Source organism: Sutcliffiella tianshenii, assembly GCF_016908565.1.
Lineage (GTDB): Bacteria > Bacillota > Bacilli > Bacillales > Bacillaceae_I > Sutcliffiella_A > Sutcliffiella_A tianshenii.
In genome coordinates, this window is sequence record NZ_JAFBED010000001.1 from 324985 (window position 1) to 351183 (window position 26199).

Annotated in this window: 19 protein-coding genes; all 19 read right to left on the bottom strand. The window is 46.2% G+C overall.

Translation table 11 applies throughout. From position 1 onward, the window contains the following. Positions 1-75 precede the first annotated feature (75 nt). The 19 genes from JOC95_RS01420 to JOC95_RS01510 all read right to left on the bottom strand — a co-directional run bounded on the left by JOC95_RS01420 (position 76) and on the right by JOC95_RS01510 (position 25931). Positions 76-327, bottom strand: coding sequence for a methyltransferase (locus JOC95_RS01420; protein ID WP_204412725.1), 252 nt, complete (start codon positions 325-327; stop codon positions 76-78). Further along, a complete protein-coding gene (essC, locus tag JOC95_RS01425) occupies positions 320-4939 on the bottom strand; it encodes a type VII secretion protein EssC (RefSeq protein ID WP_204412727.1) in 4620 nt (1539 codons plus the stop codon). Before essC ends, JOC95_RS01420 begins: the two co-directional genes overlap by 8 nt. A 570-nt stretch (positions 4940-5509) precedes the next feature. Then, positions 5510-5815 carry a hypothetical protein gene (locus tag JOC95_RS01430; protein ID WP_204412728.1) on the bottom strand — a complete coding sequence of 102 codons (306 nt, stop codon included), beginning with the start codon at positions 5813-5815 and terminating at the stop codon, positions 5510-5512. 178 nt (positions 5816-5993) lie between these two features. Next, entirely contained in the window at positions 5994-6554 is a 561-nt protein-coding gene (locus tag JOC95_RS01435) for a DUF5381 family protein (protein ID WP_204412729.1), read from the bottom strand. After that, positions 6551-7333 (bottom strand): hypothetical protein, encoded by a 783-nt coding sequence (locus JOC95_RS01440; RefSeq protein ID WP_204412730.1) that lies wholly within the window; start codon positions 7331-7333, stop codon positions 6551-6553. The genes JOC95_RS01435 and JOC95_RS01440 overlap by 4 nt, the downstream gene beginning before the upstream one ends. A 5-nt stretch (positions 7334-7338) precedes the next feature. Beyond that, positions 7339-8601 carry a hypothetical protein gene (locus JOC95_RS01445; protein WP_204412732.1) on the bottom strand — a complete coding sequence of 421 codons (1263 nt, stop codon included), beginning with the start codon at positions 8599-8601 and terminating at the stop codon, positions 7339-7341. Positions 8602-8961: 360 nt separating this feature from the next. Beyond that, entirely contained in the window at positions 8962-9885 is a 924-nt protein-coding gene (locus tag JOC95_RS01450; protein ID WP_204412733.1) for an ROK family protein, read from the bottom strand. Beyond that, positions 9872-11509: a beta-N-acetylhexosaminidase gene (nagZ, locus tag JOC95_RS01455; protein ID WP_204412734.1), complete on the bottom strand. Its 1638-nt coding sequence runs from the start codon at positions 11507-11509 to the stop codon at positions 9872-9874. Before nagZ ends, JOC95_RS01450 begins: the two co-directional genes overlap by 14 nt. Positions 11510-11535: 26 nt before the next feature. Next, on the bottom strand, positions 11536-13110 hold the full coding sequence (locus JOC95_RS01460) for a DUF4127 family protein (protein ID WP_204412735.1): 1575 nt from the start codon (positions 13108-13110) through the stop codon (positions 11536-11538). After that, on the bottom strand, positions 13061-14182 hold the full coding sequence (locus JOC95_RS01465) for an alpha amylase family protein (protein ID WP_239582681.1): 1122 nt from the start codon (positions 14180-14182) through the stop codon (positions 13061-13063). The genes JOC95_RS01460 and JOC95_RS01465 overlap by 50 nt, the downstream gene beginning before the upstream one ends. Before the next feature lie 122 nt (positions 14183-14304). Beyond that, a complete protein-coding gene (locus JOC95_RS01470) occupies positions 14305-15780 on the bottom strand; it encodes an extracellular solute-binding protein (protein ID WP_204412737.1) in 1476 nt (491 codons plus the stop codon). 135 nt (positions 15781-15915) lie between these two features. Beyond that, positions 15916-16791 (bottom strand): carbohydrate ABC transporter permease, encoded by an 876-nt coding sequence (locus JOC95_RS01475; protein WP_239582650.1) that lies wholly within the window; start codon positions 16789-16791, stop codon positions 15916-15918. A 13-nt stretch (positions 16792-16804) separates the two neighbouring features. Then, positions 16805-17725, bottom strand: coding sequence for an ABC transporter permease (locus JOC95_RS01480; protein WP_204413409.1), 921 nt, complete (start codon positions 17723-17725; stop codon positions 16805-16807). Between the two features lie 87 nt (positions 17726-17812). Next, entirely contained in the window at positions 17813-19390 is a 1578-nt protein-coding gene (locus JOC95_RS01485) for an FAD-dependent oxidoreductase (RefSeq protein WP_204412738.1), read from the bottom strand. 9 nt (positions 19391-19399) lie between these two features. After that, on the bottom strand, positions 19400-20260 hold the full coding sequence (locus tag JOC95_RS01490) for a MurR/RpiR family transcriptional regulator (protein WP_204412740.1): 861 nt from the start codon (positions 20258-20260) through the stop codon (positions 19400-19402). Positions 20261-20330: 70 nt separating this feature from the next. Beyond that, positions 20331-21281, bottom strand: a complete 951-nt coding sequence (locus JOC95_RS01495; protein ID WP_204412742.1) for an acetylxylan esterase — start codon at positions 21279-21281, stop codon at positions 20331-20333. 41 nt (positions 21282-21322) lie between these two features. Further along, on the bottom strand, positions 21323-22045 hold the full coding sequence (locus tag JOC95_RS01500; RefSeq protein WP_204412744.1) for an N-acetylmannosamine-6-phosphate 2-epimerase: 723 nt from the start codon (positions 22043-22045) through the stop codon (positions 21323-21325). A gap of 51 nt (positions 22046-22096) precedes the next feature. Continuing rightward, positions 22097-22750: a YesL family protein gene (locus JOC95_RS01505; RefSeq protein ID WP_204412746.1), complete on the bottom strand. Its 654-nt coding sequence runs from the start codon at positions 22748-22750 to the stop codon at positions 22097-22099. Between the two features lie 295 nt (positions 22751-23045). Beyond that, a complete protein-coding gene (locus JOC95_RS01510; RefSeq protein ID WP_204412747.1) occupies positions 23046-25931 on the bottom strand; it encodes a family 10 glycosylhydrolase in 2886 nt (961 codons plus the stop codon). Positions 25932-26199: the final 268 nt, after the last annotated feature.

Consider the following 26199-nt stretch of genomic DNA (forward strand, 5'->3'; position numbering starts at 1 on the left):
CAATGGCTTTAACATTCATGCTGTTGTTACCTGCCTTCCTTTACAGGTTATCTTTGATTCTTGCAATTTCTAATCCTAGAACAGCATCAGCTTCGCACCGTTCTGCAGATTCAGCTCTTCTATCGTCTGGTTTATATTCAATATCTCCCCATTCGACTTGTTGCAAAGGACTGTATCGGGGGTGGCCTTGAAGTATCCATGGGACAGCTCACTTACCGTACTTGATAAAAGATAGACCACTTCATACAGCTTGCTTGAGACCGGGATGAATACATCATGCTTATCGTTGGATGCCGGAACATACACTTCTACTAAAATCTTATCCAAAGACTGCAACCTCCTCTTTTTCCGTTTCAGAGGCTAATAGCTTCACCAGGCTGACCTTGCCATTTTTCACGACATACCCGAAGTCGGTCGGGATTTCCTGATACATGTCTGTCGTGATTTTTGCTATCTTGAGCAGATACTGATCGCTGATGCCGCTGCCGATCCAGATGGCGTTTTTCACGGATGCGTGCTTTTTAAACCATTCCTCAAAGCTGACAGAGCTGAACTTGTCGGCGCTGTCGGACATCACGATGTAGACGTTCAGGTTTGCGCCCCGCTCCAGGAACACCTTCAGCTTATCGAGCGCGTCCTCGGAAAGGCTCAAGCTAAGGTCGCTGAAGCTATCGATCACACAATAGATGTCATGGAAATCTGGTACTTCATGCCCCTGCTCCTCGGCATCCTTTTTCGTATTGTTGCGGTGAACAAGGGTTTCAAAAAGATGGACGATGGTTGTTTCAAGCTCATGCTTGGCAGATGCATAGCGATATTCTGGATCAGATTCCATCCGGAATGCCCCATTTGGATCCATGGCGATCACTTCATCCCCCGCCTTTATAGCCAACAGCTCGGAAAGTCCTTGCATAAATGGTGTTGCTGCATCGTTCTGAGTGGCAGATACCAGGTTCACGAAGCATTCCTGGAAGTCGAAGAATGATAGCTTCAGAGACTGTCGATCCACCCCGACAGGAATGAACGGATGGGAAGAACCAAACATCATCTGATCCTGGATATAATCTGCAGTCACTTTTTCAGGGAGCGTCGGGATCCCAGGAGCTGGCTCCCTGTCCCATTTCTCGCGCGCTGTCTTGCTGTAGCCTTCGATGAAGCTGAACAGATCCTCTGTTTCCTTAACAGGCTTGGCGATCTGGAATTCATATACATTGTCTGCTTTGAAAATGCCGCGTCCTTTATGCTTGGATGGATACACGCCATCTACATTTCCAAGTACGCCGGAATACTCAGTCTGGTCGTTCAACTGAAGCACAAACAGCTGCTTGAAGTTCTGCAGCAGGCGATATCGGATCGAGCCGGTATTTGTGGCTGTTACGATAAAGTAGATGCCATATTTCGTACCTTCCCGAGTCAGGTAGGCGATTGCCTCCTCATGCTCTTCATACGTCTCGGAGAACGCGGAATAGTTATGGATGGCCACGACGATCGACGGCACCTTATCCGGTGATACACGGTTGTAGACGTTAATATCTCCGCCATAATTGGAAAAGAGCTTTTTACGGTTAACAATCTCCGCTTGAAGAAGCTTCATCAGATTCTGGATCTTTTCCGCTTCATGTGATACGACTACATCCCCGACATGAGGTGCGGAGCGGAACCAGTTCAAGGTTTCGGTACTGAAATCCAGGAGGTAGAAGTTCACTTCCTCCGGTGTATGCTCCTCCATCACTGATAGTAGCATCGCTTGCAGGAAGGACGTCTTTCCGCTTCCCGTCACGCCGTATACCACCGTATTGCCTTCCTGCGTGATCGGAAGTCTGAGCGGCATCTGACGCTGATTTGCCGGATCATCATATTCCCCAATGACAGGGTTGATCACATAGGCTTCATTCGTCTGATCACTATATTTTTCTTTAATGTCCTCTATATAAATCTGAGGTGGAATCGGCTCAAGCCAAAGCTGCTTCACCTTGATGTTTTCCTGCTTGGCAAGGCTGGCAAGATAATCTGTGATTTCGTCGAGCTGTTTCGGCGGGTTCTTAATGCCCTTGTTACGGTCGATTTTAGCGGACTTGATTACACGGCCAAGGCTGTCGATGATGCTGATGCTTTCATCCTTCTTTTTCTCGAGCTTATCAGCTGGATAGTATGGTGCACCTGCCCATGCAGATTGGCCAAGCTCAAAGATCTCGTTATAGCCGACCTGCAGATAGAAGCGTCCGACATTCGTCAGTTCCGCTGCATCCGGTCGTTTGATGACCTCCATACTGTCGGCCTTTTCCTGTACCTTGAGACTGATCCGGAATTTACTGTTACTCCAGATCTGATCGTCCACCACACCTGAAGGCTTCTGCGTTGCTAGGATCAAATGCACACCTAGGCTTCGCCCGATACGCGCCGCACTGACAAGCTGCTCCATGAATTCAGGCTGCTGGGTTTTCAGCTCGGCGAACTCATCGGAGATCATGAACAAGTGCTGCAGCGGTTCTGTGACGACGCCTTCCCTGTACAGCTTCTGGTATTTATAAATATCAATATTACTTTCATCCACTCTTCTGCTCGTCTCGCTGAAAATGGCCTGGCGGCGCTTCAGCTCACTCTGGATCGAGATGAGCGAGCGCTTTACCGCCGCACCGTCGAGGTTGGTGATTGTGCCGGCAAGATGCGGCAGGTCCAGGAAGGCATTCGCCATTCCGCCACCCTTGTAGTCGATAAGGATGAACGCGACTTCATCAGGGTGGTAATTGACTGCAAGGGACAGGATGAATGTCATGATGAATTCACTTTTCCCCGAACCGGTCATACCGGCAATCAAGCCGTGTGGTCCATGGTACTTTTCATGCAGATCAAGATTGAAGATATCACCTGTTGTATCCACCCCGATCGGCGTCTGGATCGTCAAGGTCGGATTGTTTTCCTTCCACCGTGTCGGTACGTTCAAATGTTCTATCTTGCTGACACCAAACATTTCAAGGAAGGTCAGCATATCTGGCAAGGTATAATCCGACACTTCTGTTGCAAGCTGCGTATTGGCAAGCTTGATCGCATACATTTCAGCTGATTCCTTCAGGTACATATCCGCCCTGAAAGCAGTATAGGTACCGGAAATATCATCCTTATCGTAGATTTTCGACCCTTCCTCTCCAAGCTCCACCACCTTCGAGCATTCCTTCGGCAGGTTTTGCAGCTCATCGTAAAGGGTAACTAAACTGAACCCGATGTCTTTTTTCTCTTTTAAAATAAGATTGGTCATTTCCGCTTTGGAAGCGAGCTTCTTATTCATGGCAAAAACGACATAGTGCTGGTGCAGTTCCTTCAAATCTTCATCCGAAAGCATGGATTGACGGGTGATTTCCTTTTCAAAGTAGGCGGAAAGCTCCTTCAGCTCATTCTGGTTGGTCGCAATGAATCGGATCTGCTTGCCATCATCCCAGACATGCGGCAGCCACTTAGTGAATTCCCATGCATCCTTTTCGCTTTCGTCATATATAAAAATCATTTTCAGTTCGTCATAGCTATGTAGTGCCGTCATTTGGAAAATTAATCCTTTGACAAAGTCCTGTACCCGTTTTCTGTCACCGATAAACCCACTGATCTGTTCCTCTAAAAGAGATATGGTAACAGGGACATTTTCAAGGATCTGCGGACCGCCAACCAGTTCATAAAGCTCATCCTGCAGATTGTCATCCTCGATGCTGAACTTCTTTTCCGGGAACTTGATATCAGCATCCAACGGGACATTCCCAAGCCCTAAGCGAAGCTTCAAAAAGTCGTTATGGACAAGCGAACGTTCCCACAGATTCCGTTCGCGGTTTTTTATCCGGGCCAGGCATTGGCTGAGGGTGATATGGTTTTCATGGAGGATTTCACTCTGGTACACCGATTCGTCTTCAATGACCTGCTTCATTTCCACAAGATACGCTTTGTATTTTTCCTGGCGGATCCCCTCATTTTTAATTCGCTGCTTCTTTTCATGCCTTTTCGTTAAAATCGGCCACAGGACCGTTCCAAGAAGCATGGAAATCGACATCATCAATGTCGGCAGGGCATACATGATATTCCCATTGTTCATCATCACATTCTGAAGCGCGAATATACCCATGAACAAAGAAGCCATACCCATGGTGATCGATGGTCCAAGCAGCAGCATCAATGGCGTTTCGTCCATATTCGGACGCTGTGGCGGCGGATCGATCTTGATGACCGCCTCTTTAATATCCTTTTTAAAACGTGGTGAACGGTAGAATAGATGATCTTTCGGTTCTTCGATGGAAAAATCGTCGAATTCCTCTTCTTGCCAGATGACCGGCTTCTCTACCTGGAACGGTTCGAATGCATGTCGGTCAAGCAGGATGGAGCTTTGAGGATTATTGAGTGAAAGCAATGTGCCATTATAGATGATTTTCAGACCCATGATGGAAATGACATCACCTATCGCCAAAAGTTTTTCCTCTACTCTCTCCCCGTTTACATAGGTCCCATTGGAGCTGTTGCAATCCTTCAAGGTCGCCTGGCCATTTTCATCATATTGGAGGATGCAATGCAAGGAGGATACAAGCTTATTGGAAAAACAGATCTGATTGTCTTCCGATCTGCCTATCTTCAATGTATGGCTGCGCGCGATATGCTTCGTGTATTCGTTTCTGTCATCTGTTGGAGGTTCTACGTATAGTAATGCGGAGGCTTCGTCATCCCGAGAGATGGTGTAGGTTTTATAAGGCTCTAAAAGGACCTTCCTCACCTTTTCCCCCTTTTTTCCAGCTAAGTAGGCATAGTTGTTTGATTTGAGATACCACTCTCCACCTTCGGCTTCCACCGCCATCAGGTCTGCTTCCTTTCCGGTTGGAAGAGTGGTCGTCAGTATGTATTTTCCTGTCACTTTATCAGGCAGCACGAGATCCCGTGCCTTGCCTTGGTCAAAAAGTGTCACTATCATGCTCGAATCCTCCAATCAACTAATAGAGTCCAAGTTTAGTTGATAATATTGTTGTATATATCATGGTTTTTTATGTATTAATGCCCTTGGGGGGAGATTGGGAATTAAGTCCCGACCTAGTTTGAAAATCCCCTTTTTCTGGCAACAAATATTATAATGCATGTTTCGCTTTTTTTCGATAAAGCATGCTAAGAATCATCCTATATACCCAGACCGAAACTTTTTCCAGGAGTTTGACATAGGAAAACAGTCTCGGAATCTAGTTGATTATTGTTAGGAAAGCCCGCGTCAGGACTGCGTTTGTCGCATTATGTCGTTGAGTGTCGAACAGGTATTTCACTTTGGTAGCGGACATTAAAATGGAAATTGGAACACTGACGACATAAAAGCTCCATTCCCGACAAAACCCGTCCTATTTTGGACAAAACTTACAATTCAACACCATTTTATACCCCTGTATCAGGAAGATATAACCACTATTTTGTAAAATTTTTATAAAAAATTGAAAAATTTATCATGATGCGTTAAATTTCCTAATAAAAAAGACTCGCAAATTGGCAGAATACCAATTTACGAGCCTTTCTTTCCAAGCAGGGCTGCAGCTTTTGCAGCTTCCTTCTCCTCTTCCTCCCGCTTTAGCTGGGAAGCCGTCGAGCTGATATCGGCACTCAGGGATTGCAGCGCATCCACAATCGTGCTGATCTCTTTTTCCATCCTGTTGATTGCGTTGTTGAGGTAATTCATTTCGGTAGCCTGCCAGCCCTGCGCCAGCGAACCTTGAATATTCAACAGATTTCGTTTTACATTCAAGAGGCTTGCCGCTTCCTCCTGCAGGCGCCTCGCTTGGGCATTTGCTGCGTAAATATCGATGGTCATGTTATCACCTTTCCATTTAAATTTATTTTGAATTCAATCGGAAATTTCTCCCTCAACTTCTTCCCTTTTCACATACTGCATCAAACATAATTTTACAACTTTTTATAAAAATTCCAATGCTTACTATAATACTCGTAAAAAAGGGAGAAGCACGCATATGCAATCTCCCATTCAAATACTATCTGCTTTCTCCCTTTACACCTTTTGAAACACGCCACTTCTCCTGACCCTCCGGCGTGATATGCGGAACTACAAATGTGTCAAGGAACTCTGCTATGGCATGATCTGACACAATATTGTAATAGGTGAAGAATAGCGTGCGGTCATCGGTCGTGTCCACTACGACACTAGTAAATACGCGGCCGCTCGGCTTACGGTTATGCCAACCGTATTCAAGGGATTTTATCTTCCCGAACTCAATACTCTGGTTACGGTTGACGAGCTTGCCGTCTTTTACCTTCATCAGCGTTTTTCCTTGCATCATTGTCATGACGATTCGCAGAAGGGCTATGCCGAAGAACAGCGCCCCTATTCCGCCGATAAGATAGGCAAAAAAGGCACTCGATAGACCTGACCCAGGGATGAACACGACTATCCCTAAGGAAACGAGGGCCATAAAGGCGATCCCCGTTACAGTGCAGCCTGCGCTGTAGCGCGTATAATTCACGCTGACTTCATCAGGTTTGACTTTAATAATATGATCATGCTTCAAGTTCATGGGATTCTCTTGTGTCATCATACGTTTTCCTTTTCTTTTGCTGAATTTGGAGACTCTCTTTCCATTACAAAATCCTCAAGCTGTACAAGGCTGCCCTTTACCAGTCGGTAATTCGCATTCTCTTGGAGCAGCATCAGATTGCCCTCAACATCATTCGTCAGGAGAATGATATCTTTGACAGTAGGTTCTTTCATTTCATCGAATTCAAAAAGAAGGAGAGTATTGAGCTTTCCGTTTGTCTTTTCCAGCACCCTGTATAAAGAATCGAGTTCCGCTTTAACCTCAAGGGAATCAAACTGTCTGCCGTTTTCCGTGATATAGGAAAGCATCCCTTCAAGCTCCTCGGAGGAAATGGACTGGGAATTGAAATCGCCCTCCCGCTGGATATGGAAAAATTGCTGAAGGCCCAAGAGCATCTCCTCTTTTTCCACAAACTCAAAACGATGAACCTGCTCATCATAAAGCAGGGAATGCTGGAGGAATCCCTTATCGGTAAAATGATAGGAAACGGCCTCCTCTTTGCCATCGTCTTTATGTCTTGATGCCTTGAGTGATTTGGCGGAAAAATTTAACGTGTCAATCACATGCTTCAGCTTGGGCACAAGTTCAAATTTGTGACTTTCATAAACAAGGAAGTCCTTTGCCAATAGGGTGCGGCAGGAAATCTGAAGCAGAAGATCCATCTGTTCATCCGTTATTTCATCAAAATACATCTGCTTCAAGGAGTTTCCCTGCTCAAACAACCCCTCGCTGTAAAAACTGTATATCAATTCTTCTATCGATAGAGAAATAGTCTTCATGTATGCTAGCCTCCAAATGAGAGTTTACCAAAGAAACTTTTAGAATTTTCAAGTAGGTTCGAAGCGTTCTTCTTCACTTCGCTGAAGCCTTCCTGCACCTTGGAGACACCTTCTGCCACCGCTTCTGTCCCTTTGAATATGCCATCCTTGAAGTGAACAGACGCGTCCGTAACCCAGCCAGGAGTATGCTGGGTTAGTTTTTCCCCTACCACACTACCGAGGTAACCGCCCACTGCGGCCCCGACGACCGTTCCACCAGGACCTGCCAGGCTACCGACAGCCCCAAGCAGCACTGCACCGGTAACGGAGGTTGTACCGATTACAGCCGTTTTATAGACCGCTTCGCCCACTACCTTGGCATTTTCCGTCTTCAACGTCTCTATATCTCCACTATATTTCGAATAGTTTTCCGTGATTTTTATTCCTGCACCGACGCCTTCAACGATACCTGTAAGGGCAAAGGCGGTGACGGCATTGGCTTTCCCGATCTTCAGCGCAGCAGAACCGAGACTCCCAGCGTTAGCTTTTACCGCATTGGCGGCATCCTTTAGCGTCCGCGCATCAGATATGGCATGCCGGAAGTCACGTACGCTGTTTGTCATTTTCGTGATATCATCAGGCAGGTACTTCGTGAATTTCTTATAGATGACCTCACCCAAACTCTTATTGGCATATTTGATCGCATAGTAGGGACTTACCATCATCTTGGCCAGGAAATTCAGCTTGGAATTGCCCACCTTATTGATGAGGCTTCCGACTGGTATATTGTACTTCCCATGCTTGACACTATCCAAAAGCTTATATGTGTAGCGTCCTCCCTCGTTGACAAAGCGCCATCCCAACAGATGGAGAAGCCCGGCACTGCCTACATACTGGGCACCGTGGAGGATCTGGTCCACCTGGCCGAATGTTTTATCATACAATTCATAGAGGCTGCTGAAGGAACTTCTTTCCATCAACATCTTCACGAGGTCGTGTTCATTTTTATCTGCCTGGCGGTTGAGGTACCGTTCCGCCATCTGATACTTTTCCAGGGAATCCGAGGTAAAGGATTTGATCCTTCTCATCTTTTCTTCCAATCTATGTAGATCCGCTTCCGCATTTCGGAGCCTCGCATCAATATTCCTGCGGTTCTTGATTTCATAGGAAACCCCGAACTGCACAGATGATACGTTGCTTGAAACACTGGCGAGCTTTCCGTGACTCGAGTTCAAGCCTGCAATCGCACTATTCACTATACTTGGTTTAATTTTGATTGAAGAAGCCAAGGTTGGTTCACTTCCTTATTCTTGTTAACGTTGCGAGGTTTTAAGATTTCGAAGTTATTCTAAGGCGAAATGTCATAAATTGCATTTTACTCCTAATTTATACCCATACACTTTCATGAAACAAACCTGTTTTTTACACTATTTGTCTTTAAATAATATAGCATAACTACTGGCGGAAACTGTGTAGATAAATGAAAAATAGGGAAATTATACTAGGTTTTGTGGGGGAGTTGCTGTGCAATTCGAAATGATAAAGAAATATGAAGAAGCAGATAATCGGTGTATACCATACTCAAAAAGCAAGAGACAGATACCCACCTTTAATAATATACGGTGAGAAACCTGCCTCTTCTTTACTAACTATAGCATCGCTGCTCCTACTATCCCGCTATCGGCATCCAATGAGGAAATTTTCAGTTTCACACCGCTTACAAGCGATTGCAGGCCGATGCTTCTTATCTCTCTTTCCACTAGGTAAATGATCCATTGATTATCGGACATGACCCCGCCGCCCAGTACGATGACTTCGGGGTTGAAGGTATGGATGAGATTTACGATTCCGTAGGATAGCCCTTTTATCATGGTTGAAATAACTTGCACAGCCAGATCGTTTCCTTCGTGAAACAGACGGAAAACCTCCCTGCTCGACACCGGTTCCATGGGTTTACCCTCTTCTTTCTCTAGAAGCATTTGCATTCTTTTAGCAATCCAAGTACCAGATGCATAGGTTTCAAGACAGCCTTTCAATCCGCAGTTACACATCTCTCCGTTCATATCCAGGGTGATATGTCCAAGTTCTGCGGCGCCACCCCAGGTTCCCCGTACAAGTGAACCGTTTGTGATCACACCCCCACCGACACCAGTTCCAAGAGCAAGACATACTATCTCCCGATACCCTTTTGCCGCTCCAAACATTTTCTCTGCCAGTGTAAGTACATTCACATCGTTATCCACTTGGACAGGAAGTTCAGTATAGGCGGACAGTACCTCTTTCAAATGGATATTGCCCCAGTCCTTAATATTTGCTGTCCCGGACAAGATAATTCCTTGGTGGGAATCCACCTGCCCGGCAGTGCCGATACCTATCTTGTCAAGGGTTATCCCTTCTTTGGCAGCCCAGTCGGTCAAATCTTCAATCAGCTTCTGCAAGAGGTCCAATATGGCCACTCTGCTAAATTTAGGAGTGGCAACCGTCTTTTTTAATAGGACCTCCCCATATGTGCTAACCACACCTGCAGCAATCTTGGTTCCCCCGATATCAACGCCGATACTAAATTTCCTCAAGCTCTGTTCCTCCCTTGGAAGGAACTTGCCCGCAGGATGTTGCTTTCCGCTCAAGCAACCGGACAGGTGATTTCCCCTTAAAAGGATGGTGCCCCTCCAATAGACCCTTCAATGCCTCCATTACTTGATGCGTGTAGCTATAGGTCGTAATATAGGTGCTCATTGATTCAGGAAAGTGTTCAACGATTTGCGGGTTCCAGAGTGATACGACAATGACCTTGCCACTTTTCGCCGATAATTTTTCATAAAGGTCCACCCAGGAATGCGGAAGTGCTCTACGCTCATTCACCAGCAAAAGTACATATTGGTCCTTTTCCACTGTTTCAGGAAGCCTTTCCACCTCTGTATCGCTAGGGCAGGAACCTTCCAGGAAGGTAACATCATATCGATTCTCATGAAATATTTTATGAACAATGGATTTTCTGTCTCCTACATAATTCTCATCATTATAAGTGCGTTGACTAATTACTTTTACCTTTTCCTCCATCGTTAATGGAAGTACGCCGGAATTATCAAATTGCAGTGTGATACCTTCCTTAGCAATGCGTAACATGTTGTCCTCATAGGATTTTTGCGTAAGAGAATGAAGGTCAATGTCCTCCACCCCGCCATCACCAATCCATTTTTCTTTAAAACGCATTACTCTATCCACTGCGAGTTGAATGGTCTCTTCCTTAAGTACACCTTTTCTGACCGCTTGCTCCACCGCATCGATCATCAATTCCTGGGTGACGACATCCTTGCCACAAGCGAGAATAATATCTGCACCGGCCTGTACAGCCTTCACCGTACCTTCTTCCCTGCCATAGAATTTCGAGATTGCATGCATCTCCATGGAGTCTGTCAGAATCAGGCCATCGAAATCGTATCTGTCTCGCAGAAGCTTTTTCAAAAAGTAAGAGCTTAACGTTGCCGGATACTCATCATCGAGTTTTGGAAAAAGAATATGGGCCGTCATGACAGCCTCCATCCCGGATTTGATGTTTTCTATAAAAGGGAGCAGTTCAAACTGCTCGAGCTCGTCGAGGTTCTTTTCCACCTTTGGCAGGCTGAGATGGGAATCAAGCTCCGTATCTCCATGGCCGGGATAATGCTTTCCTACTGCAAGTATCCCCGCTGAACAATAACCCTGTATCGTTTTTTCACCAAGACGGCTCACCTTCTGTGGATTCTCTCCAAAGGAGCGTGCCCCGATGACAGGGTTTCTTGGATTATTATTGATGTCTATATCGGGTGCAAAGTTCATATTAAATCCGAGTTTTTTCAGTTGTACTCCCATGATATACGCTGCATCATAGGCATTCCCTTCATTTTCTGACGCACCTATCAGCATATTCCCAGGTGAAAGCACCATTCCTTCCCAAAGATAAGAAATGCCGCCCCCTTCCTGATCGATACTGATCCATAGTGGTGGACGGCCTTTTGCTTTTGCAAGCATTTGGATATCCCTATTCAACTTTACCACTTTATCAATATTTTTTAGATTGCGCTGAAAAAGTATGACCCCACCCACGTTAAGCTCGACAATGGCACGTTTAAGCTCCGGTGTCATCTCTTCCCCACCGAATGCAATAATAAACATCTGACCGATCTTTTCCTTTAGTGACCAGCCTTTTATATCCATACAATCCCTCCGCCCTTCAACTTTTCTCAGTGCCTGACCTTGCTTTCCTCCAAACAAACAGTAAATCCGACTTCAAACATCCTCCTCCACGGAAGATGGATGTCTTCAAGCTTCATTCGCCCATCTGGTATATTCGTCAAATGCGTTTGGACAAATTCTTTTAGACGCTCTTCAATCAATTTAGTAATCTCGGGGACTTGGTCCTTCAGATACCTTGGTGTCAAATCAAGCTTAGGAAGGATTTGATAGGATACATGCTTTCTTACTACCGACTGATAGCCCCAGTCCTCCACAAGTCTGGAATAGAAAAAGTTTCGGCTTTCCCGTTCATGCTCCGGGCACTCCCCTGTTTTGCCTTCCTTTTTATAGTAAGAAGAAATGATGGCATGTGCCACTACTGTTCCCATGGTATTCCCGTTTGTATTCCAACCTGCGTATGCCGACAATTCATATAGAGACCCCTGCTTTTCAATCAGTTGGAGAAGAGAGTGATCCCCCCCATTGCAGATCGCTACATCCGCCAAGGCGACATTTCTACCTTTTCCGATAAAGTGCTTCATTGCCTGTGCAAACTCGCGAATGTTTACCTCTGAAAAATAGGAACGGTGTCTCGTCTCGAGCGGATGACTCGATTCTGCCATAAACTTCTGCCCCACAGCAGGAGCATGCACCATCAACAATACATCGTTTTGAATCTCATCCGACACAATCACCCCACCAGCAGAAGTTATATGGGATTTGATACTCTCCGAGAGACTGCGATCCTCATAGCGAGGAATGATATTGGGTCCATTGGTGGAAGAATATCGCAATGCAATTTCAGGAGTATATTGATGCTCCTCACAGAATACTCTGGAAAACAGGGTGCAGGCTATCTCGTCCGCTCCTGGATAGATCGCCACCTGATCAAGCAGATTCCGTCTGTCGACTTCAAGCATCAACTGTCGCTGCTCCCTGGCTGTAAAGCCGTATTCAGAATTATCATCGAGCGGTATGATCAAATAGTCCACCACTCCACCGTCCACCATCTGCAGGACCTGTACTGTCACAGAAAAGTTCTTCTGCCTTCTTGAGAAATAGTCTTTTTTTATCTCATCGGAAAGCTCTTCCGTAATGACATTGAACTCCTCGAGCTCCTGCGCGTCCGCCAGCCCCTGCTCCTTCTTGTCCGTCAACCAGCCCAAGCGGTAGATCCTGTCTCCCACCTGCTCATAATATTCCGGCTCCTCTTCACTGCTGCTATAGGCAGGAACACGCATGATCAGATTGTACGCATAGATTTTCAGATTCGGATTTTGCCCCTTCAATTCCTTCAACAATGATACTCTCTCCAGGCAATCCTCGAGAGTAAGCTGATGGAGTCTTGATGGAACAATGCCCCCATATATCAGCATATCGATCGACACAATCAGGTACTCCGCACTTTTTGCCTCTTCCTTCAGCCACTCATGTAAAAGCAGCACATCTGCTGGAGTCTTCATATCCCCCAACAGCTCCCGGCGCGGCACGACCATTTGCATATTTGTCATATCGGCCAATGCTTTAGGATACCTAAGGTTGCAAGGTCTCTCGTCCAATGGAAGGTAAATGACTTTCTTCATGCTTCTCCCCCGTTTCCTCTATTAAAATATTCCACCAGTTGTAAGTTTCCAAATAGATGGCATCAAACAGCATCATTCCATTGCCATTTCTCCTGCACATCTTGAGGGCAGACAGAAAATCCGTTTCCTCATTCTCATAGTCCTTCAGGAAAAGGGAGGGCAGAATCGGCACCTTTCCTGTTGTTACCTCCTTGCTGAGACGAATCGCTCCCTCTACACTTTTCCATTCAGCCAGCCCGCGATGAACCGCTTTTTCTATAGTCACATCCGGGTAGTAGCACCCTGTCATCAGAAAATCCAATTCCTCCGCATATCCTGTTTCGGCATAGCCGGACACCATCCACTCATAACCCGCTTCAAACTCCCGGCTGGCCCAGTTGACACCCTCCAGATAAAACTCCGGATACCAGGAACCTACATAAACCCCAAATCCCGGCTGGCCCTTTGAGTGTCCCGCCTTCACTACCGCTTTCGCTTCCATTACAAAATCCTTGATGGTCTGAGCACGCTCCTTTATCCAATTAACGCAATGGGGGGCAGGCCCCCCTTTAGGATATCTGCAACGATCCAGAACAACGGCATCCACTTCATAGTTCTTCATGGATTCTCTTAAAATCGCAAGCTCGTAATCTCGCACTTCGCGGTTTTCAGGGTTCACGAAGATGGCATGTTCCGTGTATCGGGAGGAAATCGATGTGTTTTCCAACCCGTTCTGCTGGTAGGTCACCAACCAATCCGGCTTAACATTACGGGAGAGGAATTCCCCCACCTTCCCTTCACCGAAAACATCCAGCTTAAGAATCGCCATCAGGTCATGACGCCTGATGACCTCCAGCATAATGGCCACATAGTCCATACCCTTCCAGTCCTTGAAGCGTTCCCATTCCCCCACATGTGGAGCATATTCGCTTTTGCCTGTCACATATCCGTACGGAATCTTCGCATCGACCACAATATGCGTAAACCCTGCCTTCTTAGCATTTGTTATGTATTCTTCTCGCTTTTGTGCATTAATTAAAATTGGTGCGTTGGCCAAAAAGTCAATCCACAGGACCTTCGCATGACGAAACATATTATTCACGGTGAATCGTCCCCTTCACTTTCGTACTGTAAAGAAGTGGGGGACAGGCTCCCATTAGGATAACCTCTCCCCCTCCACACTTTATCCCTTTTTTGCAGCGGGGTCAGGCCCCTTTATTGCTCCTTATACCATTCATTCACTTCATCTGTCCATTCCTGACCGCCTTCTTTGTACCATCTGTCCACGAAGTCATCGAAGGAGTCAATTGGTTGGTTCCCTGCGATGATGTTTGCAAACACTTCGTCCTCCATAGATTTCAGTTGTCCGCCATATTGACCGCTAGCGCGTGTAGGAGGTCCATTGTACTCGGATACCATCGCATGCTCGGCAATTTTAGTCACGTTATCATATAACTTAAACTCAGGTCCAAGAGAATCGAGACGGATTTTTGTAGTTTCCGGATCTAATGGCTCTACCGTTGTATACATTTGACGATACAGGTGTTCATTATGCTTTTCGAAATCTGTCGTTGCTACGCCATCTTTCATGCTCCAAACATCATCTTCAAAACCTAGGAAAATATCACGGAAGCCTTCTGATACGATGAAATCCAGGTACTTCACAACCGCTACTGCGTTATCGCTTGTGACAGGTACTGCATTGTAGCCACGTACCAGGGCACTTCCAGCTGTACCGGAGTCACCGTTAGGACCTACAGGATACTCCAGCGCTTCCCATTTGGCATCGGGATTGTTCTGTTGGTTTGTTAAAATCGGGCCACGAGTGTCCCACCAAGCAGCTGTAAATAATCCAGCACGGTCGTTCGCCACTTTTTCACCAAGTACTTGCAAGCTATTGGATGGGAATTCCTGATCCAATAAGCCTTCTTTATATAAACCTGAAAGGAATGCCAATGCTTCCTTCATTTCAGGAGTGGTGCTGGAATAGACAAGCTTACCATCCCTTTCCACCCACTGGTTACGCTGAATGCCATGCGCTCCAAGGAATGGCGAGATACGGCCAAGGGAGTCCGTCATCACTAATCCTACATTGTCCTTTTTATCCTTGAATTCTTTTAAAACGTTTACATACTCATCTAAAGTTTCCGGCTTTTCAAGTCCAAGCTCATCCAGCCAATCCTGGCGTACATATACGATTTCAGAGCCTTTTTCTTGAAGGATATGAGGAATCGCATAAACTTCCCCATCCACCGTCACCGCTGCCCATGCTTCTTCCGGAATATGTTTTTTCAAGTTCTTACCATGCTTGTCGACAATGTCGGATAGCGGGGTCAGTGCCTTTTGGTTCACATAGTTTACAAACCAAGTCGCATCAGGGCTGTAGATCATATCAGGCAGGTCATTGCTTGCCATCAAGACGTTCAAGCGTTCCATATAACCTTCTGCAGGCGGGACCTGAACCGTTACATCAATGCCTGTCTTATCTTCAATGAATTCGAGGTACGGGTTTTTGTTTTCATCCATCCCACTTGGGAACGTACGTCCATAGTTATTGACGACAATTTCAATCTCGGAACCTTCTACATTTCCATCATCACTGCTTGTGTCTTTGGAACAGGCACCGGAGAATACCATCGCTGCCACCGAGCCGGCAAGCAGCCATTTTTTCGTAGTTTTAAACCCCTTCATGAATCATTTCCCCCTTTGGAAATTTAATTGAGATAACACCATAATGAAATGAAGCAAAAATCTTATTTTCTCTAAGCTATTTCGGCATCATCCATCCACCCCCCAAGTGATCTATCACAAAAATGCTTCATAAAATCAGCCTTTTACCGAACCGAGCATGACCCCTTTTACAAAATACTTTTGAAGGAATGGATACACGATCAGGATAGGCAGTGTACTAGATATAAGTGCTGCAGCCTTCAAGGACTCATTGGCCAGGAGCTGCTGCTCGAAGTTATCACGCAGGTTGATTTCCGATTGATCGAATTGAATCAACTCCCGTAAATATACCTGCAGCGGATAAAGGCTTCGATCGTTGACGTAAAGCACTGCATCGAAGAAAGAATTCCAGTGAAAAACCGCATGGAACAGTCCTATGGTTGCGATAACTGGCATGGACAATGGAATGACAATTTTGAACAGGATACCGATATTGGAGGCACCGTCCATTTTTGCCGATTCCTCAAGCTCCGCCGGCACACTTTGGAAAAAGTTTTTGACGATGATCAGGTTGAATGCACTGATTGCCGTCGGGATGATATAGGCCCAGAAGGTGTTCAAAAGCCCAGTCTCCCTTACTACGAGATAAGTAGGAATCATTCCGCCGCTGAAGAGCATTGTAAAGACGACCATGAACAGGATGATCCCGCGTCCCTTAATATAGGTTTTGGACAGCGGATAGGCCATCAGACAAGTCAGGAAAACGTTGATGAACGTTCCTACCACGGTCCGTGCCACACTGACACCGAACGCCCGCAGAAAGTGCTGATCCATCAATACCTCCTTATAGGCCAGGAAGGTTGTCTCAATCGGAAGGAAAATCACCTCTCCTGACACGATGGCCCGTTGGCTACTCAAGGACTGCGCTATTACATGGAGGAACGGGAACAAGCATAGAAGCGCAAAGCCTCCGAGAAATATATAATTGAAGACCGAAAAGGCCTTTTCTCCTTTTGTTTGCATCACTGCCATTCACAGGACCCCCTTACCATAAGCCGTTTTGTCCTAATTTTTTTGCAATCTTGTTGGCAGCGACAACCAGGATCAGCGCTACCACGGATTTGAAGAGACCGACTGCCGTCGTATAACTGAACTGCCCCTGTGTAACCCCGACACGGTATACATAGGTCTCAAAAACATCGCCCACGTTGTATACGAGTGGGTTCAACAGGATGAATACCTGCTCGAAGCCGACCTCCAGAATATTCCCCATCTGTAAAATGAAAAGGATGACGATAGTCGGAAGGAGACTTGGAAGCGTAATATGCCAAGTCTGCTGCCATTTGTTTGCACCATCCACTGTCGCAGCCTCGTAAAGCTGTGGATTGATCCCTGCCAGCGCTGCGAGATAAAGGATAGTTCCCCAGCCGACACTTTTCCAAAGGTCACTCGTTACAAGAACTGTTCTGAACCAACTGTCATTCGCGATAAAATAGATCGGCTCAAAGCCGAGAAACTGAATGAAGCTGTTTACCACACCTGTGGATGGCCCAAGAAGGTTCATCATGATTCCTCCGACAATGACCCATGACAGGAAATGCGGCATATAGATGATGGTCTGGATGGTCCTTTTGTACATCAAATTTCGAAGCTCATTCAGCATAAGCGCCACAATGATCGGTGCCGGGAAACCCCAGAATAGCTTATACAGACTGATCAAAAGGGTATTATTGAAAATCCTGTAAAATTCCTCCGCCTGGAACATCCGTTCAAAATGCTTGAAACCGACCCATTCACTTCCCTGGATTCCAGCGAATACACTGTAATCCTGAAAGGCGATGACAATCCCCCACATCGGTACGTATTTAAATATGATAAAAAATAAGACACCGGGGACCAAAAGCAGATATAGGTCCCAATATTTAACCAGTACATTTTTCCTTTTGACTTTCGATTTTATCTTCATATCAATATGTGCATGTTGATTCGTTTCTATGGGTGTATCTTTTAACATGGATAGAACCCTCCCTTCTCACCACTTAACAGCAGCCGCCTATACCGAATGCGTAACAGGCCAGGAAAGCTCTATGCCTTCCGAGACCAGGTGCTGTTGGAAGTCCTCTAGCAGACGTTCATCATTTCGCACCCGACGCGGGGTATAACCGTGTTTGATGCAGTAGGCCGCAAGATAGCCGCTTGCCTCCCCGATGTTCCATTCCACAGGATGCAAACGATAACAACCGTTTGTAATATGTGTCACACCAAGGTTTTTGGAGGCAGGAAGCAGATTATTGACCCGGACAGGTATCAGGCTTCCAAGCGGAATCTGAAACGGCATGCTCGAAATATCCACAAAGTTTGTCATCCCCGTGCTAGGATGAAGGTCGATCCGGTAGCAGCCGATTCCAACCGAGTCATGAAAAACCTCCGCCCCCGTCTCTCCTCTGACATCAGTGCTGATATGCTGTTCCAATACGGTAAATTCCGCCTTGATTCTTCTGGATTCACGGATATATGGATACATGGCAAGACCGTCATCCGTTCCGACCACATCACCCCTCAGGCGAAGACCAGGGTATCCTGCCTTGCCATCAGGCCTTGGAGCCTCCTTCTGCATCCAGTAGAGCAGCGAGAGACTCAATTGCCTCGCTCCCTCCAGATGAGACTGGCGCTCCTCTTCACTTACATCTATCACCGGGCCAAGCCAGTAGTCATTCTGCGGCCAGTTAATCAAGGAAATATCCCCATCATAGAGGCCATCCTGAAACTGAGATTTATCTATTAATCTGCGATACTCCCATAAGGAAAACTTCCCTTTTTCCTTAAAAAATCCATAGGTGATAGGCTCCAGGGTGATTGGGCTGACTGCAGTCCAGTCCAACTGCCTATTAGGCCAAAAGTCCGCCTGATAGTTTTTCCAAAAATCATAGTCCTTCGGCTTCTCGATGGTGTAATCTTCCCCTTCGATATAATCGAGTGCAAAGCAGTGGGTGATGGCCTGCATTTCCATTGGGTCAGCCTCTCCAACCTTTGCATGGGGCTCACCTGTTTCTTTTTGGGATTCGGCACCAGTCACATATTCCACCCCTGCCAGTGGCAGCAAGTCACCACAGTCTGTTGCATCAAGAAAATATGGCGCACACAGAACATATCTCTGCTTCGTATTGATGTTCTCCGCTTCCACCATTTTGACTTCATCGCCCTCTGTTTCTACCCGGACCGCTTTTGTTTCGGTTAAAATGAGGACTTTGCCGCTATGTATATAGGGAGCCAACATTTCGTGAAGTACAGCAAGAGATACTCTCGGTTCGTGGGATATTCTGCTGACAATTGCGCTTCCCGGATTAAATTGGGGTACAATTCTTGCCTTTTCCTTAAGTGGAAAATGTGTTAGATAATAGTTTCGCACCTTGTTCCGGTATGTCCGATAACTCCGTGTACAGCCGAACTGCTCGATCCAGCGGTGTTCATCCGGCGGGACTGCCTGATTGGTGAGCTGTCCCCCGATCCATTTAGTCTCCTCTGTCATGATCACGCGACAGCCAGATTTTGCCGCAGCAAGCGCTGCTGCACAGCCGCCTGTACTTCCACCGATGATTACAATATCTGCTGAAAGTTCCTTTTTAAACATAAAGGCCTCCTAGTATAATTTGTCCGATACTGCCTTTGCCGTTTTTTGCAGGGCCGCCAATGAGCGTTCCTTCTGCTGACGTTCAATATAACGTGTCAGTATATCGAGGACATGCATCTGGGATATCAAGGAGGAAAATGCCCCACCATGAAGCGGATCTTCCACACCTGAGGTCAATAACGCCACATTCCCATATTTGGTGATAGGCGACTTCATATGGTTTGTGATGCAGATGATATATGCTCCATTCCTTTTGGCTATGGCGATTGCATCCACCAGATCTTTCGTACTCCCGGATGTGGAGATTCCAATTACCACATCTCCCTTTTTGACAAGGGAGCAGTTCATCGCAATAACATGGGAATCAGATGCACACTCAGCGTTGAACCCAAGACGCATAAATCTATATTGCGCCTGCTGGGCCATCACCCCGGATGCCCCCACTCCAAAAAGGTAGATTTTATTGGAAGTGAGGATCTCGCTGGTCGCTTCCTCCACCGATTCAGGATGGACAAGGCTCAGGGTATTTTGCAAATTCGCGTTATTCTCCGCAGTAACTTTCTGGGCGAGGACATACACACTGTCACTATCCTGGACTTCTCCGTATTCTTGCCTGGCCGATTCCGTTCCGTTCTGGGCAACCGCCAGCTTGAAGTCCTGATAGCCGCGATAGCCGAGCTTCCTGCAAAAACGGATAACCGTCGTCTCACCGACTTCGGCATGCTCTGCAAGATCGGAGACAGACCAATAGACCGCTTCCTTCAGTCTGCTTCTTACTACCTCGGCCACTTTTTGCTCGGATTTCGTCAAGGATTGAAAAATGCTCGTAATCATTACATCTGGGTTCATTGGGTAATTTACTCTACTCATTAAAAACATCCACCTTCTATGTTGGTCTGGCTTTCATTCATGACTACACTATGCGTTCAGTCCAAGATACTCATAAAAACTCGTTCACATATGCAAGCGTTTTATCCATATGGTCTATGATTCCCATATCATGCCCGGAAAAAGGAAATACCTCGATCGACTTTGGACAATGCATCCTGTTGTAGACACCATAGATCGGCATCGGCGGACAGATAAGATCCTTCAGTCCCACCGTCATCCTCGTGCGGCATTTGATCCGCTCGCAATTGTTCAGATTATCGAAATAGGTGAGTGTTGTATAGACCTGCTCAATGTATTCGGGATGGCGGTGAAGGAACTGGTCCACCACTGTAAGTGAACCTTCGAACTTCTGCTTCATGGCAAGCGGGATATCACACAAATTCGGAACATCGGCGACCGCAAGCTTAGGTCTATCGTCCAGCGCTGCCACTGCAAGGGTAATGCCTCCCCCCATGCTCGCTCCCATCACTGCTATGCGTTCCTGGTCGATTTCCGTCCTTGAGCAGACAAAATCAATGGCCCGGACTCCATCCATAAACACTTTGCGATAGTAGTATTCCTCCTTATCAAGGATCCCTTTTGTCACCCATGTTCCCATCTCATCGGAAGTATATCTCGAATAGTCACCTGTTCTGCCCTGTCCCCTGCAATCCACTGCAAATACCGCATACCCCTGGATCAGCCATTTCATATAATGGGAAACAGAATTTTTATGCCCTGCATACCCGTGAAAGAAAATCAGGCATGGCAGCTTCCCCTCAAATTGGGTTGGAATGATATAGTAGCCTTGTATCGGCGTATCATCAAAACCATGGTAGCTTACTTCATATGCCTTTACCTGCTTGATCGGATAGTCCATCAGTTCCAATTGCTCATTCAGCGGCCGGCTCCTGGTCTCTATTAAAGTCCGTTCCCAGAATGCATCGTGATCGTGTTGCTTCGTCTGGGAAGGTAAATAGGATTCCAATTGTCTTTTTGCTTCCTCCAAATGCCTTAACATCCACTTTCCCCCTTGTCTCACCATTTAGTGGATAGAGACAGCTATTTGATTTGTTTTTTTATTTTAATTTGCTCCGCAGTTTGTCGTAATGCATCATAAAATTGTTTTGTAATAATCTGAGGCCGTGTAATGGCAGTGCCCACGACCACCGCATGTGCCCCAATCCTCAATGCCTCCGCCGCTTCTTCCGGCGTCTTTATGTTACCTTCAGCAATGACAGGGACCTTGCTAGCTTTTGCCAGCTCCTCGATAAGCGGAAGATCTGGTATCAGCCGGTCCTTTGTGTATGGGGTGTAGCTTGATAGGGTGGTTGAGATCATATCAACACCAGCCCATCCGGCTGCAATCCCCTCTTCAAAATTTGATACATCCCCCATAATCAGAATGGAGCTCCGTTCCCGTATGTATCGAACCAGCTCCTCGAGACCCTCTCCATTAGGTCGAGGCTGTTTTGTAGCGTCCAGTGCGATAATGTCAACCTGGGCATTCATCAACGCATCCAGTTCTTTTTTGGTAGGCGTTATATAGACCGCGGAATTTTCATAATCCTGTTTGATCAGCCCTATTACGGGGAGGCTCGTAGCAATCTTTATCGCGATAATATCTTCCACTCCGTTTGCCCGGATGGCTGCCGCTCCTCCCATTTTTGCCGCAACCGCCATCCTGGCCATAATGTCCGGTCCATGCAGCGGTTCGTCCGGCAGAGCCTGGCAGGAGACGATCAACTGCCCTTTCATTTTGTCCAATAAGTCTTGTTTCTCCATTTTTTCACATCCTGTATTAAGGTAAGGGTTCTATGCTACTTTCCTGCATGTCTAATCCACCGGCTGAAGCTGGGTTGAAGAAGGTTCAATCGTAAGCGCTTCCACTTTGTTGAAAGCTTTATAGCTGACTAACATGAGGGCATAGGCCATGAAACTGCCTGAAAATAACGGGATAAGTCCCGGTAGTGCGCGCAAGATCACTCCACCACAACCAAGAATCAACAGAAAGGCTGCTACTACAAGGGGATTCATGAGCATAATAAGAAGCGTGCTTTTGAAATAATGCCACCATCGAGCCTGGTAATGGACATAAACAGGGAAGAGAAAAACACCAAGAAGCAGATAGATACCGGTCAAAACCCAAAAGAAGTAATAAAGAATGAGTAACCCGAGATTGGATGGGGATGAAAAGTATAGAATATCGATATACAGGATCACACCTGCTGCCAAGTATGTCACACCCAACAGATTTGCTTTGATGAACTCCTTTTTGAAGGTGCCGATGAAGATCCTGAAAACCGGTGCATCGGTATTTCCCTTCACCCATTGCCTCACCACGGTGAACATCGCCACTGTTGAAGGGAAGAGTCCAAAGACGCCAAGACCCGCTAGGATGAACAAAATCCAAAGCAGATTAAGGTAGGCAAGTCTTGCAAACATCAGGCAAAACTTATAAAAGCCGTCCATGTAATGATTATTGGACAAGGTTAACGCCCTCCCACTGAAATTTTCATGTTGTTTATATTGAATAGATTTACTTTCCGGTGGAGTTATCCTCCAATTTGTTATTAATATTTTGGAATATACCTCCATAATAACGAGAAGCCCAAAGATTGTAAAGTGTTTATTTTATTTATTCTGAAAATTTACCAACTAACTTCAAGACCTTTTACAGGACAGCGGTTCTAAGTCCTGAGGGAATAGAACCTACTGGCAGGAAAGAAAAAATAAAAAGCAAGCACCCCGCCCTCCAAGAGCGAGATGCTTACTCTTCCACCCGTTATAGCAGATCTGCCAAGACCGCAATTATCTCTTGGGCATGTTCCTCACTGATATGCTTTGTGGAATGATTGTCGATTTTTTTCATAACTTTATCCACGGCATTCAGGTAAAGCTCCTCTTCTTTCAAGGCTTCTTCTTCTCTTCCCTGAATTTTATGCTCTTCCATTTTGTCATAATGACGCTCTGCATTGGTAAGTTGGGCAATAAGTGCCGTGCGGATTCCCTTATTTGTCACATATTCTGAAACTAGTTCCTTCGCTTCAGCGATTGTCTCGTGCACATCCAGGTCCTCCCTAGTCATCGTCACGAGTTTTTCATGTGTGACCATGCCATCAACAAGGACCACCAACTCCACTTCGTTCACCCCAAGCTCAAGCGGCAATGTAGTGGTGAAGGTGCCATTGCTTTCAACCGCAACTGTCTCGCCATTGATCTTAACGGACGCTTCCCCTGTACCGACAACCTGCACCTGTCCACTGAAACTAATCTCATCCTTTTTGAATGTTTTATTTTCATAATCCAGGTAGCCAGTAAGTATTGCAGCACGAACATCATCGCCGACACTATAAGCATTGGCAACCAGTTGCCTTCTTTCCCTGACACCGGATGCATCTGCAGCCGAGATGACAAAGCCGCCCTGTGGAATGACACTATTGTTGTCCTCCACCTGCACCCAGCTCCAATTCATCGCCTGTTGTTTATTTACCATCTTTACAACTTTTCCGTTCGCATCAATGACAGCCTCCACTCCCCACTTGTTCGTACCTGTGGAGTAACCGAAGGATTCACCATAGACATTGATGTTATCCTCATTACGATTTACGTTATAATAATCTCCTCGCACCGCTGTCGATGCATCCCTCGGGTCACTGATACCAATCTCGTAATCTTTCACATATTCCACATCATCGATCGATGCCTTGATCACCGGGAAGTTTGCCTGCGAGTAATCAAATATCATCAGACCTGCAGAGTTCTGCAATCCAGCCTGGAACACTTCTCGCTGCAGCTTAGGCTCCTGATGGTTGGCGAGTGCCATTCCCGCATACACCGGAAGATCCCCGTTCATCAGAATGTTACCAAGGGTGATATACTTCTTGACCTCGGCAGCCGTGTCCTGGTACGTCCCGATCATCAGGAAGTCCAGATCCTCCGTATAGCCGAATTGCGCATAATCATCTGTATAGATTTGGTCATTCGGGAACTTCAGCCTTTCATCATATTCGAAATTCGGGCTTGCCCAGTTGACTCCATTCAAGTAGTACGAATCATACCAGGATCCCACGTAAGAAGAAATCTGGACATCCTTCTCACGCTCCGCGTTATAGCCATCCACCACATCACGAAGCTTTGAAGTGAAATTTTTGATGACACTTGCACGATACGTAAACCACTCATCGATCAGCGGACCGTCCACTCTTGTATTGCCCTCATACGTGAAAACATCCGCTGGCCAATTTGTCAGCTCTTTTCCACGCTCTGCAAGGAACTCCTCGAACTGCGATTTGGAGATATCACTGAAATCAGCAAACACATTATCATAGCGTCCCCTGTCGAGAATGACGCCATCCACATCATAGTTCTTGATTACTTCTTCAAACGTCTTCAACTGGTAATCGACAACATCCGGGTTAGCCGGGTTAACAAACGCAACAAGGGCACCACTCTGACCATATTGACTTTCCCTCAGACGTTTGATTTCTCCTCCGTCTTCAGGACGGTATATCTGCTCCTCCCAATCAAGATGCTCATCCAATACAGCAAACTCATTATAGGCAATTGACCCCTCAGCAAAGACATTGGTTGAAGCATGTACCGTCAATCCTAAACTATGGGCATGTGTAATGAATTCCTCCAACAGGTCTAAGTCAGGATTGGAACCGGCCCTTGAAGGGGCAGTCATCTCACTGACGTACGGCCTGTTTGTCAGATCATTCTTTTTGTAAGAAGCAAACCCCTCCACCCCTTTGACATCCAGCGCTATTGCCGTCACACCAGCATCCTTTGCAAGGACAAGCATGTCATAAATGCTCTCGGAGGTCTGGAATTTCCGGGCATTGGTCGCTTGATCGACCCAAAGGAACACTTCTTTATTCTCTTCCACATAATCCTTGTAAAATACGATAACTGACTCTGTCGCATATTCCGTCCCATTTTTGGAAATCGTCAAGTCAATATAATTTGTCTTTTCACTCAAGGAATAGCTGTATGAAAAGGTCCCGTCAGCGGCTATTGCCACCTCTTGGCCATTCGCGGTCAAACTATATTCTTCGCCTTCTTCCAGATTGCGGATACTCCCTGAAAGCTCTGTCACCGGTTCAGTTACCGTGTATAGCGGTTCATTGTCAAGTGTAATGCCAGGTACCAGCCCATCACCTGTCATAAATTCCGTGATAGGGACCACTTCTCCGTTTTTACGAAGTTTAATCACGTCGCCTTCTGTGAAATTGGTTGCAAGGAATTTACGGAAATCCTTGTTCGCCCAAGAATCATCCTGAGCCAGCAACACATAGCCACCTTCAGGAATTTCAATCGTCTGCTCCGGCTCCCATACCGGAACCCCCCCATTCACAGACGGACTCACAACTTGGGTGACCTCATTTCGTTCATTCACCTGTACCGCCACCCACAAACGCTTCACTAAGATTTCACGGGCAAACTCCGATGTATACAGCCCGATAAAATCTGCCTTGCCTTCAAAACTCTCATCAATAAAATTGATTTGCTTCATCTTACCAACCGGATCAATTGTCACATCCTCCGGGGCAGCCTCCACCTCAATCACATCGTCCTCCGAATAGTCAGCCGAAGCCGACAAAGAAGGGATAAGTGAAAATAATAGAATCATAGCAGTCAAAACTTTCATCGTTTTTTTCCAGAGCATACTTTTTTACCTACCTTTTTTCATAGTTTCATAAGGGCTCGAGCAGCAGACAGACCGTCCTAAGCTAATCTCTCATCCTTCACCTCCGTGTGTCATTATGTAAGGTTGTTTTATGAAAAAGCCTTATTCAGGCGTTCCTCCAAATGTAAACGCTATCAAAAAATTGTTGTGGGACGGGACAGAATGTCCAACCGCGGTATGTGAGTTTTCCTGATGCAGGGTGTCAATACCATACTGTAATGGGGGCAATGGAGGAAGTCTGAGTTGC

What these genes read in the sequence shown, in the direction of transcription:
- JOC95_RS01440 (WP_204412730.1), bottom strand. Translation starts at nt 7,333, where the DNA reads ATGAAGACTATTTCTCTATCGATAGAAGAATTGATATACAGTTTTTAC.
- JOC95_RS01475 (WP_239582650.1), bottom strand. Translation starts at nt 16,791, where the DNA reads ATGGCAGTGATGCAAACAAAAGGAGAAAAGGCCTTTTCGGTCTTCAAT.
- JOC95_RS01495 (WP_204412742.1), bottom strand. Translation starts at nt 21,281, where the DNA reads ATGTTAAGGCATTTGGAGGAAGCAAAAAGACAATTGGAATCCTATTTA.
- JOC95_RS01510 (WP_204412747.1), bottom strand. Translation starts at nt 25,931, where the DNA reads ATGCTCTGGAAAAAAACGATGAAAGTTTTGACTGCTATGATTCTATTA.
- JOC95_RS01435 (WP_204412729.1), bottom strand. Translation starts at nt 6,554, where the DNA reads ATGATGACACAAGAGAATCCCATGAACTTGAAGCATGATCATATTATT.
- JOC95_RS01500 (WP_204412744.1), bottom strand. Translation starts at nt 22,045, where the DNA reads ATGGAGAAACAAGACTTATTGGACAAAATGAAAGGGCAGTTGATCGTC.
- JOC95_RS01485 (WP_204412738.1), bottom strand. Translation starts at nt 19,390, where the DNA reads ATGTTTAAAAAGGAACTTTCAGCAGATATTGTAATCATCGGTGGAAGT.
- JOC95_RS01430 (WP_204412728.1), bottom strand. Translation starts at nt 5,815, where the DNA reads ATGACCATCGATATTTACGCAGCAAATGCCCAAGCGAGGCGCCTGCAG.
- JOC95_RS01480 (WP_204413409.1), bottom strand. Translation starts at nt 17,725, where the DNA reads ATGAAGATAAAATCGAAAGTCAAAAGGAAAAATGTACTGGTTAAATAT.
- JOC95_RS01490 (WP_204412740.1), bottom strand. Translation starts at nt 20,260, where the DNA reads ATGAGTAGAGTAAATTACCCAATGAACCCAGATGTAATGATTACGAGC.
- JOC95_RS01470 (WP_204412737.1), bottom strand. Translation starts at nt 15,780, where the DNA reads ATGAAGGGGTTTAAAACTACGAAAAAATGGCTGCTTGCCGGCTCGGTG.
- essC (WP_204412727.1), bottom strand. Translation starts at nt 4,939, where the DNA reads ATGATAGTGACACTTTTTGACCAAGGCAAGGCACGGGATCTCGTGCTG.
- nagZ (WP_204412734.1), bottom strand. Translation starts at nt 11,509, where the DNA reads ATGGATATAAAAGGCTGGTCACTAAAGGAAAAGATCGGTCAGATGTTT.
- JOC95_RS01460 (WP_204412735.1), bottom strand. Translation starts at nt 13,110, where the DNA reads ATGAAGAAAGTCATTTACCTTCCATTGGACGAGAGACCTTGCAACCTT.
- JOC95_RS01465 (WP_239582681.1), bottom strand. Translation starts at nt 14,182, where the DNA reads ATGTTTCGTCATGCGAAGGTCCTGTGGATTGACTTTTTGGCCAACGCA.